At 42.1% G+C, this 16,773-nt stretch carries 11 protein-coding genes; 1 reads left to right on the forward strand and 10 read right to left on the reverse strand.

Features of this window, described 5'->3' with window-relative positions:
* Positions 1 to 39: 39 nt before the first annotated feature.
* The 9 genes from I6J03_RS06135 to I6J03_RS06175 all read right to left on the reverse strand — a co-directional run bounded on the left by I6J03_RS06135 (position 40) and on the right by I6J03_RS06175 (position 13,598).
* Positions 40 to 1,323, reverse strand: a complete 1,284-nt coding sequence (locus I6J03_RS06135) for a sugar MFS transporter (protein ID WP_003008351.1) — start codon at positions 1,321 to 1,323, stop codon at positions 40 to 42.
* Positions 1,324 to 1,333: 10 nt separating this feature from the next.
* Positions 1,334 to 2,071: a glucosamine-6-phosphate deaminase gene (locus I6J03_RS06140; RefSeq protein WP_003008355.1), complete on the reverse strand. Its 738-nt coding sequence runs from the start codon at positions 2,069 to 2,071 to the stop codon at positions 1,334 to 1,336.
* Between the two features lie 22 nt (positions 2,072 to 2,093).
* On the reverse strand, positions 2,094 to 3,527 hold the full coding sequence (locus tag I6J03_RS06145; RefSeq protein ID WP_003008358.1) for a Gfo/Idh/MocA family protein: 1,434 nt from the start codon (positions 3,525 to 3,527) through the stop codon (positions 2,094 to 2,096).
* A gap of 12 nt (positions 3,528 to 3,539) precedes the next feature.
* Entirely contained in the window at positions 3,540 to 5,495 is a 1,956-nt protein-coding gene (locus I6J03_RS06150; protein WP_232279741.1) for an alpha/beta hydrolase family protein, read from the reverse strand.
* Between the two features lie 56 nt (positions 5,496 to 5,551).
* Positions 5,552 to 7,105: a SusD/RagB family nutrient-binding outer membrane lipoprotein gene (locus tag I6J03_RS06155; RefSeq protein WP_003008362.1), complete on the reverse strand. Its 1,554-nt coding sequence runs from the start codon at positions 7,103 to 7,105 to the stop codon at positions 5,552 to 5,554.
* Positions 7,106 to 7,118: 13 nt separating this feature from the next.
* Positions 7,119 to 10,208, reverse strand: a complete 3,090-nt coding sequence (locus I6J03_RS06160) for a SusC/RagA family TonB-linked outer membrane protein (protein ID WP_003008365.1) — start codon at positions 10,206 to 10,208, stop codon at positions 7,119 to 7,121.
* A 264-nt stretch (positions 10,209 to 10,472) separates the two neighbouring features.
* Positions 10,473 to 11,492, reverse strand: coding sequence for an N-acetyl-gamma-glutamyl-phosphate reductase (gene argC / locus I6J03_RS06165; protein WP_003008368.1), 1,020 nt, complete (start codon positions 11,490 to 11,492; stop codon positions 10,473 to 10,475).
* 54 nt (positions 11,493 to 11,546) lie between these two features.
* Positions 11,547 to 12,731 (reverse strand): argininosuccinate synthase, encoded by a 1,185-nt coding sequence (gene argG / locus I6J03_RS06170; RefSeq protein ID WP_003008371.1) that lies wholly within the window; start codon positions 12,729 to 12,731, stop codon positions 11,547 to 11,549.
* Positions 12,732 to 12,881: 150 nt separating this feature from the next.
* Positions 12,882 to 13,598 (reverse strand): GNAT family N-acetyltransferase, encoded by a 717-nt coding sequence (locus tag I6J03_RS06175; protein WP_002997320.1) that lies wholly within the window; start codon positions 13,596 to 13,598, stop codon positions 12,882 to 12,884.
* A gap of 631 nt (positions 13,599 to 14,229) precedes the next feature.
* Between I6J03_RS06175 and I6J03_RS06180 the strand changes: the two genes are divergently transcribed.
* Positions 14,230 to 14,478 carry a hypothetical protein gene (locus I6J03_RS06180; protein WP_002997325.1) on the forward strand — a complete coding sequence of 83 codons (249 nt, stop codon included), beginning with the start codon at positions 14,230 to 14,232 and terminating at the stop codon, positions 14,476 to 14,478.
* Between the two features lie 59 nt (positions 14,479 to 14,537).
* Here the strand turns inward: I6J03_RS06180 and I6J03_RS06185 are convergent, their stop codons facing one another.
* Positions 14,538 to 16,697 carry a S9 family peptidase gene (locus I6J03_RS06185; protein ID WP_003008382.1) on the reverse strand — a complete coding sequence of 720 codons (2,160 nt, stop codon included), beginning with the start codon at positions 16,695 to 16,697 and terminating at the stop codon, positions 14,538 to 14,540.
* Positions 16,698 to 16,773: the final 76 nt, after the last annotated feature.

Below are 16,773 nucleotides of genomic sequence, written 5' to 3' on the forward strand. Positions count from 1 at the left end.
GTTATAAAACAGCCGGATGTATTCATCCGACCGGAGACTCTACCAGTTTTTGATTTTATGTCCGATAAAAGCATAAAATACCAAATACAAAAAGCAGGGAATCAATACGGCATACGCTGTCTGCACATTACTTACGTCTGCCACTACCCCATAGATAAGAGGCAGAATAGCATTTCCACACAAACCCATAATCAGTAAGGCTGATCCTTCCTTTGCATATTTACCAAGCCCGTCTAGTGCCAGAGGCCATATTCCGGCCCAGATCAAAGCGTTTGGCAGACCGATAAGCACGACAAACCAGATCGAAATATCTACATGGTGATTCAGCCAGTCTACCTGACCGTGAAAAAGATGTATAGACAGAGACAACAGTAATCCTGTCAAGGTACAAATCTTCAGCATACTACGCTGGCTGATAAACCTCGGAATAACAACAATCCCTAGAAGGTAACCTATTATAGTTGCAGTAAGGGTATACGAAGGAAATACTTTAGCCTCAATAAGCGTAAGTCCCATGGTATCGGCATAGCTGATCACTGTATCAATAGCAATAACCTGCGTCCCTACGTGCAGAAAAATCGCTATAGCTCCTAATACCAGGTGTGGAAATTGCAGAATATTTTTCTTCCCTGCTTTATTATCTGTATCATCTTCCAAAGTCAGTTCGGGAAGAGGAGAATAACGAACAGCTATTCCAATAATAAAGAGAACACAGGCCACTATGGTGTAGGGTATTACTACACGCATAATCAGCTCGTCCAGTACAGCCGCCCGCACAACATCGCTCATCAATGGAATCTGCCGGAAGAGTTCACCATCTGTCGGACGTAGTATCGCCGCCGAAAAGGCTAAAGGAGCAAGTATACCTGCTCCTTTATTACATATACCCATGATACTTATACGCTGTGCGGCACGTTCCTTATTGCCCACCACAGTGATATACAGGTTTGCTACCGTTTGTAAAATAGCAAGGCCGGCTCCTAATGTAAATAATCCCAGTAAAAAGACAGGATAAGCTCTACTGTATGCTGCAGGTACAAATATCAATGCGCCTAATGCCATAGTCCAGAATCCAACCATAATTCCCTTTTTAAATCCAATTTTCTTCAGCAATAAAGAAGAAGGCAAAGACATGACCAGGTAGGAAATATAAAAGGCAAATGCAACCAGATACGACTGAAAATTGGTAAGCTCGCAGGCGATCTTAAAATAAGGAATCAGTATCGCATTTATCCAGGACACAAATCCAAAGATGAAAAACATCATCCCTATTATGCCGACTGAAATAGCGGTATCTCTTTTATTAAGGGGTTTATTAGTCATAAGTTCCTGTTTATGGCAATAATGCTCCTGATCCGTTGTCCACAAAACAGGTGCAATCCGGATGCTGCTGCAGAATACTCGCAGGATGCATATTGGACACCTCTCCGCTCAGACAATCCTTTACAGCCTGTGCTTTTCGACTATCCGGTACAGCACAGATAATCTTCTTCGATTTCATAATTTGACTGATAGACATACTGATGGCCTGCAAAGGCACATCCTCAAGGGAAGGAAACCATCCTTCTCCCAACTGCTGTTGCCGGCATTGCTTATCCAGATTAACGACAATGTAAGGTGATGTTTCTTCAAAATCTGCTGGGGGATCATTAAAAGCCAGATGTCCGTTCTCTCCGATTCCTACAAAGGCGACATCAATAGGGTTATCCATTATTTTTCGGGCCAGACGCTGGCATTCCTCCTCAGCGGGTACGACCTCGCCGTCGATCAGCACCACCTCAGCAAGAGCCGGCACATGACTGACAAACCGCTCCGTCAGGTATTTTCTAAAACTTGCCAGATGCGTGACCGGCAATCCGATATATTCATCCAGATGAAACATTCTCACTTTGGACCAGTCCAGGTCTTCCGCCCGAACCAATTCCTGAATAGTCTCAAACTGACTTTGTCCTGTCGCTAAAATAATGTTTGCATATCCCTGTTTACGGATAGCTTGTCTAATGGCTTCTGCTCCGATCTGACCTGCGCGTTTGCCCAAATCCTGATGATTTTCTAGTTTTTCAATTTTCACAATTACTCCTTCTATATGTAGTTTAGTTATTTAATACGCCTGTTGTTCCGCCAGTATGCAGATCAATATCATGTATCTTGTTATTCTTCCAGTTTCCTCTTGTAAAGTCAGGTATCATAATGGGTTTTGAACTATTTGCAACAGACCATTCGCTGAGCGGCCCGATCACACTCCATGCCGCCGCATCATAGACATCCATATCCATCGGAAGTCCGTTTCTGAGGCAATCAATCAGACGCCAATCCATCATAAAGTCCATCCCTCCATGTCCGCCTATCTTTTTTGCCAGTTCTCCGATTTTCATAACCAGTCCGGGTGTATGTATATCTTCCAGATTTTTCATTTCTGCTTCACCCATAAAATCCTCATGTCCTACCGCTATCTTACCGGGCAAGGGATATTTCTGTGCAAATGCTTTAGTTCCGCTAATCAGGTGCAGACGGGAGTACGGCCTGGGTGTGGAGACATCATGCTGCAGCATAATTGTACTTCCGGAAGCTGTCATTATATTGGATATATTCATATTACCACGGAAAGGCTTACCCACATAAGCTTTAAACCGAGGATCAGTTTTGGCCATTTCTTCGGCTTTGGCCTCCAGCATAAAATCTTTGGAAGACATCGAACTCATATATTCAAGCCTGTTTCCGCGATTGACTTTTAACACCTGACAAATCGGACCCAGTCCGTGTGTAGGATACAGATTTCCGTTGCGCTGTGCATTCTCCTTTAATCTCCAAAAATCATAGCGTTTGTTTTCGTCAAAAAAACTATCCAGAATATCATGAATATAGGCTCCTTCGCAATGCACAATATCTCCAAAGAATCCCTGACGGGCCAGATTGAGCGTAAGCAATTCAAAAAAGTCATAGCAGCAGTTCTCCAGAATAACACAGTGCTGTTTTGTCTTTTCGGATGTTATCACCAGCTTCCAGCAATCTTCCACCGAGGTCGCGGAAGGAATTTCCAGAGCGACATGTTTGCCATGTTCCATAGCATATACAGCCATCTCAGCATGTGTAGCCCAGTGTGTAGCGATATAAACAAGGGATATATCTTCCCGTTGACACATTTTTTTCCAGGCTTCATCCGATCCGGTATATAGCTGAGCCTCATGATTGCCTGCTTTTATACGGGCTTTGGCTTCATTTGCCTTTTCATCTCTTACATCGCATATTCCTTTTATTGATACCCCCTCGATATAGCTCATACGTTCCACCGCAGCTGACCCTCGGTTTCCTACACCAATAAATCCGATATTCACGACATCAAGTCGTGGTGCTGCATAACCCGACATATTAAATCCGGAGCTGTACTCTTTCTCTGCTTCTTTTAGAATATGTCCAAGTTTGCTATCTGCTTCTGTAGTCTGGTTAGTTCCGGTACTACAGCCACTGAGCAAGCCGACCCCGGCCAACCCTGATAATTTCAAAAATGATCTTCTGTCTGTACGCATATATGTGTGTTGTTAGTTTCGTGAAATTTTTCCGTTCGTATTTAATTTATGTTTTAGGATCTTCAGCCAGGAAAGGTATGTTCCCCACTCTTCATTACTTATTTTCTCACCGGTAATAGAAACTACATTAGAAAGGTGAAATTCTGAATTGCTCAAAGCCAACAGCATTGGCAGATCTCCCCAAGAAACGATGCCGGGAACATGGACAGCCATATTAAATGCGTCAGCATTTTTTCCCTCATCCCATACATAACTAATAGGTACTTCATTCAGTTCAACAGAATAAGACCGATCGGACAATGCCGTGTAATAAAGTGTAGCCAGTGCTGCCTCTTTATCTGCCAGAAGAGTTATCGGCTGATCGGGGAATAGTTGCTGTACCTCTTTGATCACCATAGCAATCTCATTGCTCCATATGCCCATCATTGGTTCTCCAAACCAGAGTGAGGCACGTGAAACCGTATGGAATCTGGGTAATTGTCCGTCAATATGATCGCCTGTCTGTGAGGACCTTTCTCCCACGGCATAGAGATCAAAGACAATAATACCATACCCATGCTGCTCCAGTTCACTCAGTTTCACAGCGTCAATCTGCTGTTTTCCTTTTGAAGATATAATCAGTTTAAATCCTTTAGTCTGATTCTTTGGCAGGCGATAGAACAGGGGAATAAACTGCGCTTGCCGGGTTTCCAACAGCAGAGGTTGCCAGCCTTTGCTCGCGTTATACGTATACCTCCTAAGGACAATATCTCTTTGTCCCGGATACAGCATACTGAAGAGTTGTGTCTGTTTTTCTTTCCGGTCGATATGTTGTACACTTTCTAATTGTTTGTGCAAATTTTGTCCCGCTACCCTGATATAATCTTTGGTCGTCACAATAGAAGGGAATGCTTTATCTCCTTTGAATACGGATAAGTCCTCGACAGACACAAGTGGTGCAACAGTAAGATCCTGTTTTTTTGTCGTATTGGTTTTGAGGTGTGTATCAAACCAGTTTAACATACTCCTCTGCATATCCGTATTGTAATCATGTCCGGAATTAAACAGTTCATACGCCAGCTGCTTTTCCGTGAAACGACCTGAGATCTGCTTATAGGTCTTTAACATTTGCAGCGGAGCGAAGGCTGCATTCCCATCCTGAATGGCTGTAAGTATCTTCAATGCACGTGGTGCAACCGCAGCCAGCACATCACTTTCTTCTAAATGCGTGAGCCCGTCTGGCATTAATTCACATACACAGTTACTGTTCATGACATATGATCTGAATGTACCCACACTCACTACAGGAACAACTGCCTTGATACGGTCATCTGTCGCAGCCAGCCACATCGTCTGGTTACCTCCACCACTCGCCCCTGTTGCACCGATATGGTCCGCATCAACATAAGGAAGCGTACATAACAGATCTACTCCTCTCCTGTTATCCGACAATTGCAACCCTAACAGGGTCTCTCCAACATTCATCAAAGAGGCTCCGAGATTGGAACCGTGGTATTCATGCGTATGTTCCGAACCACGCTCGCCTACACCCCAGGCATCCATATTAAGACATACATATCCATTGCTGGCCAGTAACTGTGCAGTTTGCTGCGCTATATCTGTACGCCTTCCGTCTTTCCAATGTCCGTGGCTATTGACAACGGCAGGAAATGGTCCTTCTCCTTTCGGGACATACAGACTTGCGGGCACCCAGACACCTTCCCTGCTCTCAAACAGGATAGTCTGTATTGTAAATCCCAGACGCTCCAGGGAGTTTACGATCTCGTAACGCACATTTTTGTTCTCCTGAATTTTGAAATTGGTATTTTCCCGGATTACATGAATTACATCTTCTCTTTCCAACAGCGGTCTGTTCCAATGTCTACAAGCTTTTTCTGCAGCTTTGGTTGTCAATGGCAAAGCGACAGGGTCAGGTATATTTGCGGATTCAAACAAACGTGGAATCGAATTTTGAGCTTGTGTATGCATTGAAAATAACATTATCATAAAAACAATAAAACAGTGTTGCATTATACTGCCTGTACTTAATCTACATCCCACCATAATCGAGTTGCCGCATTATCCTTACCTCCCAGTAGTGCCCGCCCTTTGTTCAGTTCCTCCAGGTTACTGGTTTCTTCTGTCAGCGGATAAGGCATACGCTTTATAAATGTGCCTTGAGGCAGGTCAGGGCTATCAGATTTTACGACATCATACATTTTTGGATATCCTGTTCTTCTGTATTCGGCCCATGCTTCCATACCATTCGGGAAGATAGCCAACCATTTCTGTACACCGATCTGCTCCCGCTGTTCTGTTGTACTTGTCGACCATTTTACCGGAGTCTGCGCTACAGCAGGAGAATTATTAAAATCGCCCGGAGCCGCAGGAGTCTTTACAGAAGAAACATACGTATTGATCAGCGTAGCATCGGTGACACCCCACTGCTGGAGACTCAGTTTTATTCCCTGTTCATACAATTCCTGTGCTGTCCCTCCCATATTCCAACCATTTAAAGCTCCTTCTGATCGAAGGAAATAAGACTCTGCTGCACACATAATGTGAAATTTGTTGATCAGATTGCCATCAAAAGTACCATCTGCCTTTTTGGTTGCCCAGTACGTTCCGACATTGGAGTTGGAGCCAGGTCTGTTGCGCTGATTACCCAGATCTGTTGCTGTGAGGCCATTACGAAGACTATTAAATGAATTGGTAAGGACTGAAGGCTGGAAATATATGGACAATCGCGGATCTTCATATCCTTTAAGATAAGAAGCAATGGTAGAACTCATAGCAAATTCATTCCATGCAGCTACTTGTGACAAACCATTTGTATCGTTCCCAGCAAGTGCTTTCAGCAGTAAAGCATTTTCATCATTGACTGTCATGACTCCTGCAGCAATAGCGGCCTCTGCTTCTGCTTTGGCTTTTGCCGGATTGACTTTAGAGATACGCAGTGCCAGACGCAGCCGAAGTGAATTTGCAAATTTAGCCCAGTAATCTGTATTCCCGTTATACATAAGTTCATACCCTTCAAAAACCTTTGTTCCGGGAGGCAGAGCTTTTAAATCCGCAACGGACTTCGTTAGTCGAACAAAAAAATCATCATAGATTTTGTCCATAGGATCATATGGAATAACATCTTTTGCTTCTGCAGCATCAAAATACGGGACAGGTCCAAAGTGATCTGTCAGTCTGTGAAATGCATATACCCAGAGGATATTAGCCAAAGCCGCTTCTCCCGAATTTGGTTCGGCATTACTTAATATACTTTTAAGCTGCGGAGCAGTATCAACGTATACAACTGTCCAGAATCGTCTTTGCCAATCCGGTACCAATGCATAGCGATCTGTAGCAAATGATGTGCTGGTCAGTGCGAAATATTGGGCGTACAGATCTGCGCCCAGATTCTGTACGGTTTGATAGAAACTTCGGTTAAGTGCCGAAGACGACTGCGCTTTTGCAAACATAAAGGGCATTTCACGCTGTCCGACTCCTGTCAGCTTGTTGGGATCTCTGTTGATATCCTCAAAATCTTTCGTACATGAAGCTAAACCTAAGGCTGCCAGTACATATATTTTATATATTCTCTTAATCATGATATTCTCTCCTTTAAAAAGTCAGTTTTACATTCATACCAAAAGTTCTTACCGATGGCGGAAGTCCGAGTTCAACACCTTGATAATTTCCGGCTCCCAATGCTGCCTCAGGATCTATCGGATTGTTTCTTTTTCCGATTCCCGGGATATTGAGGGTAGATTTACCACGGTAGAAAAAGAACAAGTTTCTACCTGTCACTGATACCTGCGCATTTTTGATAAAATGCTGTTCTTTCAATTTGAATTTATAGGAGAGTGCTACTTCACGTAACCTTACATTGGTCATATCATATGTAAAAAACTCACCCCATGCATCCCGTCCGTTTTGGGACACCGTAGTCCAGAGTTGCTGTGCAGTGATGGCTGTTGTATTGGCTGCACCGGATTCTGTAACAGCATCCAGTACTAATCCGCCCTCACGTGCATTCTCTGTGAAATCACCGACTCCGAAAGCGGCCAGATAAGCTGCCGTACCGGAGACAATTTCACCTCCGATGCGCGCATCAATAAGGGTATTCAACTGAAAGTTTTTATAACTGAAGCTGTTGCTCCATCCTACTAGTGCATCCGGATTAAAATTGCCTAATTTTTTATTGGCTTCTACGATCGGAAGGCCATTGGCACCTACAACATACTTACCTGTCGCAGCATCCACTTTCCATTTATGTCCGTACAGATCGCCATAGCGTTCTCCCTCTTTAACCACGACTGTTGCATATTTTGTATTATCCGTGACATTTACCTGCTTTGTCTTTTCGCTCAACTCAATCACCTTATTGGTATTGGCGGAGAAATTAATTCCTGTCTGCCAGGAGAAGTTCGCTTTACGAACAGGTGTCGCATTCAGTTGCAGTTCCATACCACTGTTGCGGATGTCTCCGGCATTAATATACTGACGGCTAAATCCACTGGCCATAGGCATTCCTATAAACAACAATTGATTGATTGTGTTCGCTTTATAATAGGTAAAGTCAAATCCTAAACGATTATCAAAGAATTTCATATCCAGACCCACTTCCAGAGATTTCGTTTTTTCAGGCTTAAGGTCTTCAATAGATTTATTTGGTGACCGCGAAATAAAACCTTGTCCGGCTCCCTGTGAGAAGAGATATAACTGTCTAAGTAAAGAGGGCTCAGCATCATTACCAACGATAGTATAAGATCCTCTGACCTTTCCGAAGGTTACCCATTCCGGCAATTTCAGAGCCTCATGGAATACCGCTGAAACACCTACAGACGGATAGAAATAGCTATGTGGAGATTTTAATGTTGAAGACCAGTCGTTACGTGCAGTCATATCCAGAAACAGGTAATCAAAAAATCCGAACTGCAGACTTCCGTATACAGAGTTGAGCCTTCTTTCGTAATCCTGTACGATCGGAAATTCAGGTGTGGTCGCAGCAGTCAAAGAAAAATGATTTGGAATAGACAAGCCGTTGGCCATATCCTGCGTTATGGAATATTTACGTGTCAGTGCACTCGCTCCTGCCGTAAAATTCAGTTTAATCTGCTCTGACAGATCCTGGTCACCTGTAAGGAGCACATCCAGATTACGTTCCCAGTATCTGGCGTTGGTCTCATAATATTTACCTCCTTTACGTACATCTCCCAATGAAACGGTACCGTCATAGAATTTACCATAGGTCTTATCGATATACTTGTCAAAACTGGCTCTTCCCATTAGACGAATACGATCTGTAAATTCGTAAGTCACCGAACCTAAAGCGGTAATACGGTCACGCTGTTCATCTACAGAAGTGCGGTTTGTACTCCAGTACGGATTGTCATAAATGGAAGAATTCGTCCAGTACTTACGTATAGGCTGGCCATTCGCCGGATTGATGGTTTCGTATTGTCCAAGTTCATCCGATGTCATATCTCTGGGCATAATATAAGCTTCGATAGGTGTGCCTGCATCTCCAAGACGAGGTCTGTTATCTATTTTTTGATTTAGATAATTCAGTTTTACATCCGTTTTCAAGCCCGGGATCAGTTCGGTATTGACTCTCAGATTCAAAGCGTTCTTGCCCAACTTATTTCCGGGTACAATTCCTCCGATCTTACTGTTAGAATAAGACACATATCCCTGTACTTTTTCGGTTCCGCCATAGGTACTGACCGTATTATTGAAGGTAGCTGAATTCTCAAAAAAGTCCCTTACATTACTCTGGTAGGTCTGTGCTTTTGTCCCCCAGCTCTCTGCAGCATTATCCGCATACACGCCTCCGTTTCCTCTTCCGTAGACATTCTGAAATTTGGTCAGCATATTTACCTGGTCAAAAGAAGCACTCCCGTTATAGTCAATCTGATAACGTCCTGCCGTTCCGCGCTTTGTTGTAATGACAATAGCACCATTCGCTCCGCGGCTACCGTACAAAGCTGCTGCAGAAGGTCCTTTTAGGATATTGATAGATTCGATATCGTCCGGATTGATGTTGGCAGCTCCATCACTTGTACCGTAGTTATAAGTAGTTCCGGTAGCCTGCTGCTGACTGGAGTTATCAAAAACAACTCCATCAATCACGATCAGTGCATTATTATTGCCGCTGATAGACTTATTTCCGCGAAGCACGACACGGGCCGAAGCTCCCGGTCCTGTAGCTGCTGTAGTGACAACGGCTCCGGCAACCTTCCCCGTCAGGCTGCTCATTACGTTACCACTATTATCACGCACATCATTTACTGCAGACCCAGACAATTGCTGAGTCGCATAAGTCAGGGATTTGACTTCCCGCTTAATTCCCAGTGCTGTCACGACCACCTCATCTATCATAGAATTGCTCGCTGTCATAGCGACTTCTATCGATTTTATTGCCGTAACCGGAACGTTGACATGTTCGTAGCCTAGAAAGGAGAATCTCAGTACATCTCCTACATTTGCTTTGATGCTGAAAGCACCGGAAGCATCTGTGCTGGTCTGCTGTTTGGTTTTCTGGTTGCTAACTAATACTCCTGCAATTACGGACTGAGTAGAAGCGTCTTTGACCACTCCTTTTATCTGCGTATCATTTTCCTGAGCCAACACACCTGAAGGGTTTGACAAGAAAAAAATCAGCAGGAGTCCTAACAAGAATACAAAGTTAAATGGTTTACATTGTATCATAATCTGTTTATTAATTTGGGTGAATATTTCCAATAGCTAGCGCTATCTGATATTCAAAGAAAGAGGATGTTTGCTATAAAAACGACTAAACAGACAAATAAAACACCGGTAGCGTTATCGGTAACGCTATCGATAAAATACAGGTATCGGATGATTTTACTACAAGGAAAATTAAGGTTTATTATGAAAACAAGAAATGCGAGTACATAAAAAAGCGTCTGACTTATGCCAGACGCTCTTCTGTATTTACAGTTTTGAAAATATCTAGAATCCTACGCTCTTTAGTTGGAGACCGGCACATTCATCCAGTCCAAACATCAGATTCATATTCTGAACAGCCTGCCCGGAAGCACCTTTCAGCAGATTATCGGTTACATTAAGGATTAATAATTTATTCCCGTGTTTTTCAAGGTGAATAATGCTCTTATTCGTATTGACTACCTGCTTAAGATCTACATTTGCACGGCTCACATGTGTAAACGGATGACCGGCATAATACAAGTCATACAGCTTATATGCCTCTTCTTCGCTCAGATCAGATTCTACATAGATAGCGGAAAAAATGCCTCTTGTGAAATCTCCTCTTTGTGGGACGAAATTGATCTTTTCTGCGGCACGATCCAACAGTGTTTTATCAGAAATAGGCAAGAATCCGTTTTGCAACTGATCCAGTGATTCAGAGATCTCCTGCAAATGCTGATGCTCAAAGGATTTGTAAGCAGATAAGTTATTATTGCGCCAGGAGAAATGAGTCGTTGCACCCGGTTTTTGTCCCGCACCGGTAGATCCGGTAGTCGCATTGATATGGATCTGATCCGGTAGTAATCCCTGTCCGGCTAATGGTAATAATGCCAGTTGGATATTGGTAGCAAAACAGCCCGGATTAGCAATATAATGAGCTGTTTTGATCAGATCTCTGTTTAACTCCGGTAGCCCGTAGACAAATTGTTTGTGCTGATAGTCAGTATTTGCGCGCAGACGATAGTCTTGTGACAAATCAATAATACGCACATGCTCCGCAATAATATTGGCATCCAGAAATTTGCGTGCATCACCATGTCCAACACATAAGAACAGTACGTCTATATTATCGCAGATGTCTGACGAGAAAGCGAGTTCGGTATCTCCGAACAGGTCATTGTGCACATCGTAAATTTTATTTCCCGAGTTAGAAGCACTCTGAGCAAATACGATCTCTACATGTGGGTGATAGATCAATACCCGAAGAAGCTCTCCGCCCGTATATCCTGCAGATCCTACAATTCCTACTTTAATCTTTTCCATTCTTTCATTTGTATTGCGACAGACTTCTGCTTCGCGTTAACGTCTTATGCTTTTTTACTTTGCATTCACTTTATGCCAGATCAATGTCTGATTCCCGAAAATCTTAGAGAACCCTTTTACATCGTCTCCTGTCCAGCCATTGTTCATCTCTCCGTACGTTCCGAATTTATTAGACATCAGATCATTCGGAGAATCAATTCCAAGAATTGTAAAACGGTAAGGGTTCAGTTCTATGTATACACGTCCGTTGACTGTAGATTGTGAACTTGCAAGGAAGGCTTCGATATCACGCATCACAGGATCGTGCATCTGTCCTTCATGCATATAATTGCCGTAGAAACCTGCTATTTGATCTTTCCATGCCAGTTGCCATTTTGTTAACGTGTGTTTTTCTAAAGTATGGTGTGCTTTGATCAGAATAACAGGAGCTGCTGCTTCAAAACCAACACGTCCTTTGATACCGATGATCGTATCACCTACGTGAATATCACGTCCGATACCGTAAGGCTGTGCAATAGCCTGAAGTTCCTGAATAACGCGTACAGCACCAATCTTGTTACCATCCAGTGCTACAGGCTCGCCGTGTTCAAAGTCGATAGTCACCTGACGCGGAGTAGATGAGGTAACCGGAGTAGGCCATGCTGAATCCGGAAGATACTGATTAGAAGTCAATGTCTCTGCTCCACCTACTGAAGTACCCCAGATACCTTTATTGATAGAATACTTAGCTTTTTCAGCAGAATACTCTACACCATGTTTGCTCAGGTATTCGATTTCGGCTTCGCGGCTTAGCTTAAGATCACGGATAGGTGTAATAATCTCCACACCAGGAATCAGGGTGTTAAAGATCATATCAAAACGTACCTGATCGTTTCCGGCTCCTGTAGAACCGTGAGCGACACATTCTGCTCCGATTTTTTTAGCGTAATTAGCAATTGCTGTAGCCTGACACACACGTTCTGCTGAAACGGATAAAGGGTAAGTAGCATTTTTCAATACATTGCCGAAGATCAGATATTTGATACTGTCCCGGTAGTAGTTTTCTGTTTCATCCACTACTGCATGTGACTTAACGCCTAATTCGTATGCGCGCTTCTCAATTGTCGCCAACTCTTCAGCCGAAAAACCACCTGTATTCACGATTACAGAGTGAACTTCCAAACCTAAATCCCGGGTAAGATAAATACAACAAAATGAAGTATCCAATCCTCCGCTAAATGCTAAAACTACTTTTTTCATGTGTCCTTTTTACTTTTTATTATATATGAAATTTCGATGAAAGACTTCCCTTTGACTACAGTCAGAAGTACCTCAATCTTATTTTCATTATTGTTGAAATTATATACTTTCCATTCTTCAACGTGAAGATGCACAGCAATAATATAAAAATTAAAATCCTTTTGCAGGTTTACGATGATATGGAAAAACCGCCATCACCATTTTTTTTGTGGATTTCCACAATTTCGCTTCAATACGTTTCAATAGGGATTGCTTTTTGGCAATACGATCCAAACGTTCTTTCGCTTCCATTTTACGCTGTATCTTTTCTTTCAACTCGCGTTCCTTCTCTACCGGATCCCACAACATAGCTGTACACATACAGTTTTTCCGTTCTTTACTGACCAGTATATCATAGTTCACACAGCTTTGACAGCCTTTCCAGAATTCATCATCTGTTGTCAGTTCAGAATAGGTTACGGGCTCATATCCCAGATCCGAATTGATCTTCATCACGGCCAGTCCCGTTGTCAGTCCAAAAATCTTGGCATGCGGATATTTCTCTCGGGACAATTCAAAGACACGTTTTTTGATTGCTTTGGCCAGTCCCACTTTACGAAATTCAGGATTAACAATAAGACCTGAATTGGCAACATAGTCACCATGGCTCCATGTCTCAATATAACAGAAGCCGGCCCATCTGCCATCTCTGTGCAATGCAATTACAGCCTTACCCTCCGTCATCTTGTTCGCCACATACTCCGGTTTACGACGTGCAATACCAGTACCGCGAGCTTTCGCAGATTCGAACATTTCATCACATATGATCTCTGCATAGTGTGTATGTTCTGGTTTGGCCGGAATAATTAAAAAATCTGAAATTGTCATGAATGAAACGACCCCAAATAATAAAACAACAACTAAATGTTAGTTTTGTCAGTAAATAAACAAAAAAAATTGAAACCCGGATCTTCGAGCAGGAAGAACCTTTTATTTGTTGGAAGTAGCCTGCCTCTTTATCAAGCTCGAGGCAGTATAGGTCGTCGGAAGCGAATAACGGGACATTCCATATATAAAAAAGCATAAACCAACCTGCTCACAAACCTTTCAAAAGGTTGTAAATACGATTGAGTTATTGTTTTTTTACTGTTCATATGCAATGAAAAAATGTCTTTGTTATTGACTGCGCAAATGTATAAAATTATTTTTTTCTTTTATGCAATAAACGCATCGTTTTTTTGAAAAAAATCCAAAACCTTACTGAATTATGATTTTCAAAGAATATATTGATTTCCAAGACCATACCATCCCCTCTTTCAAACTTCTCCATATTCTAAAATTGAAATTTTTACATGTACAAATTGCAATCGTAGCATTATGATTTTGTAAATAGGATAAGAAACTGCATGTCAACATCAGGTCATCAGCAGCGGTCCGTAAACGTAAAATTTTTTAAATGCTTATTTTTCGATAATTTTGCGTCTGCAAACAGGTGCAATACACCTTAAATTTAGTTTATATGGATACGCCCAGCATTATCTTTTATCTGTTTTTCGCAGTACCTTATATCTTTTGTATGTATTGGCTTGTCAAACAAGACAAGAAAAAATACGTCTGGGGGATATCTATAGTGACGATCATTGCTATTATCGGCATTATAGTTTCTCAAAAAGCCAGTAAAGTTGCAATAGACAACTATCGTCAGCACCAGCTGGATTCAAGAGAAATCGAACGGGAAGAAAAACTGGACAGCCTGCATAATAAATAGGCTACTGATATTTTTTTAATAATAAAAGGCAACCAATGGTTGCCTTTTATTATGTATTGCTATTTGGTGATACCTTCCAAAGCAAAAAGGAACGCGTCTTCCAGCGCCACTTCCTTAAGGTAATCAAATCTTCCGGATGCTCCTCCGTGACCGTAGTCCATGTCCGTCTTTAGCAACAGAATATTTTTGTCCGTCTTGGTTGCTCTCAGTTTGGCTACCCATTTCGCCGGTTCGAAATACTGTACCTGACTATCATGAAGTCCTGTTGTCACCAACATATTCGGGTAATCCTTTTTTTCTACATTCTCATAGGGTGAATAGCTCTTCATATATTCATATGCAGCTTTTGTATTCGGATTTCCCCATTCATCGTATTCATTTGTCGTCAACGGAATCGTTTCATCCAGCATGGTATTGACAACATCGACAAAGGGAACATTAGCAATTACACCGTTCCACAGATCGGGTGCCATATTCACCACAGCTCCCATTAACAACCCTCCGGCGCTGCCACCTTTAGCGTACAGATGACCTTTGCTTGTATACTGCTGATCTATCAGATATTGTCCGCAATCGATAAAATCGGTAAAGGTGTTTTTCTTTTTCATCATTTTACCGTCTTCGTACCACTGACGTCCCATCTCCTCACCTCCTCTGATGTGAGCAATGGCATATACAAATCCGCGATCCAGCAAACTCAACCGGGTAGATGAAAAACTCGGATCCATAGATGCTCCATAGGAACCGTAAGCATAGAGCAACAGAGGAGATTGACCATCTTTTTTGAATCCTTTCTTGTATACAATGGATATAGGTACGGATGTACCATCTTTTGCTTTTGCAAAAATGCGTTCGGTAGTATAGTTACCCGCATCGTATCCACCTAATACCGGTTGCTGTTTCAGTAATTTCTTTTCATGTGTCTCCATATTATACTCATAGGTAGAAGAAGGAGTCACCAGCGACGTATACCCGTAACGTACCGTACTCAGATTGTATTCTACATTTGTACTGGGAGAAACTGTATAAGCTGCCTCCCCAAAATCCAGGTAATGCTGTTTACCATCTTTCAGATTCCGTACAGCTAATTGTGTCAGTCCGTTTTTACGCTCGGAAATCACCAGGAAATCTTTGAATTCATCAATGTCACTGACCAGTACATCTGCACGGTGAGGGATCATCTCTTTCCAGTTTTCTTTTCCGGTCTTGTCCAGTGGACATTCCATAACCTTAAAATTCTTCGCATTATCATTGGTGACGATCAAAAATCTATCTTCCAATGCCGTTACAGAATAGAGTACATCTTTAATGCGCGGCTGGAAGATTTTGAATACTCCGTTCGGATCGTCTGCATTCAGAATATATTCTTCTGAAGATAATGTACCTCCGCTATAAATCATTATATATTTTCCATTTTTGGACTTACTCACGCCAATGTAATTGGTATTATCTTTTTCATGATATACGGTGACATCACTTTTTTCATCTGTGCCCAGCGTATGTCTTTTTATTTTCTCACTGAGCAATGTGACCGGATTTTTGGCTGTGTAAAACAAAGTTTTATTATCATTTGCCCATGTTGTACCTCCACTTGTACGCGAAATACGATCGCTCATGATCTTTCCAGTCTCCAGGTTCTTTATATGCACAATATATTCACGACGTGACACTGTATCCACACCGTAGGCTAATAATTTGTTATCCGGACTCACAGACAGACCACCTACAGCATAATAAGCATGTCCTTTTGCCATTGCATCCACATCCAGCAGTATTTCTTCAGGAGCATCCAGGCTACCTTTTTTACGGCAGTATTTATAATATTGCTGTCCTTCTAATGTACGTGTATAATAATAATATCCGTTTTTGAAGTACGGAACAGATTCGTCAGTTTCTTTAATCCTGCTTTTCAGTTCATCAAACAGGCGTTGCTGAAAGGGTTCTGTCTGCTTCATTACAGCAGCTGTATAGGCATTTTCAGCCTCAAGATAACTGACAACATTAGAAGAATCGGGTCCCTTTTTAAAATAATCGATCATCCAATAGTAGTTGTCCGTAACGGTGTCTCCATGAATGACACGTTGGTGTGGTTTGATAGCAGCGACCGGCGCAGTGACATCCGGCCATTGTAATGGTTTGTTTTCTGACATATTATTATTTGAAGAACAAGAGGATAGCGCGACTAAAGCTCCTGTCCATATGGTAATTTTTCTGATCATAAATAGAATTTTGAAATTAGTATTTTGACAAAATACAGGTCTGTGAAACCCATAAAATGAAAACTCATTAAAGATA

The organism is Sphingobacterium spiritivorum (assembly GCF_016724845.1).
In the GTDB taxonomy this organism is placed as follows: Bacteria; Bacteroidota; Bacteroidia; order Sphingobacteriales; family Sphingobacteriaceae; genus Sphingobacterium; species Sphingobacterium spiritivorum_A.

What these genes read in the sequence shown, in the direction of transcription:
- I6J03_RS06145 (WP_003008358.1), bottom strand. Translation starts at nt 3,527, where the DNA reads ATGCGTACAGACAGAAGATCATTTTTGAAATTATCAGGGTTGGCCGGG.
- I6J03_RS06160 (WP_003008365.1), bottom strand. Translation starts at nt 10,208, where the DNA reads ATGATACAATGTAAACCATTTAACTTTGTATTCTTGTTAGGACTCCTG.
- I6J03_RS06135 (WP_003008351.1), bottom strand. Translation starts at nt 1,323, where the DNA reads ATGACTAATAAACCCCTTAATAAAAGAGATACCGCTATTTCAGTCGGC.
- I6J03_RS06150 (WP_232279741.1), bottom strand. Translation starts at nt 5,495, where the DNA reads ATGCATACACAAGCTCAAAATTCGATTCCACGTTTGTTTGAATCCGCA.
- I6J03_RS06175 (WP_002997320.1), bottom strand. Translation starts at nt 13,598, where the DNA reads ATGACAATTTCAGATTTTTTAATTATTCCGGCCAAACCAGAACATACA.
- argC (WP_003008368.1), bottom strand. Translation starts at nt 11,492, where the DNA reads ATGGAAAAGATTAAAGTAGGAATTGTAGGATCTGCAGGATATACGGGC.
- I6J03_RS06185 (WP_003008382.1), bottom strand. Translation starts at nt 16,697, where the DNA reads ATGATCAGAAAAATTACCATATGGACAGGAGCTTTAGTCGCGCTATCC.
- I6J03_RS06180 (WP_002997325.1), top strand. Translation starts at nt 14,230, where the DNA reads ATGGATACGCCCAGCATTATCTTTTATCTGTTTTTCGCAGTACCTTAT.
- argG (WP_003008371.1), bottom strand. Translation starts at nt 12,731, where the DNA reads ATGAAAAAAGTAGTTTTAGCATTTAGCGGAGGATTGGATACTTCATTT.
- I6J03_RS06155 (WP_003008362.1), bottom strand. Translation starts at nt 7,105, where the DNA reads ATGATTAAGAGAATATATAAAATATATGTACTGGCAGCCTTAGGTTTA.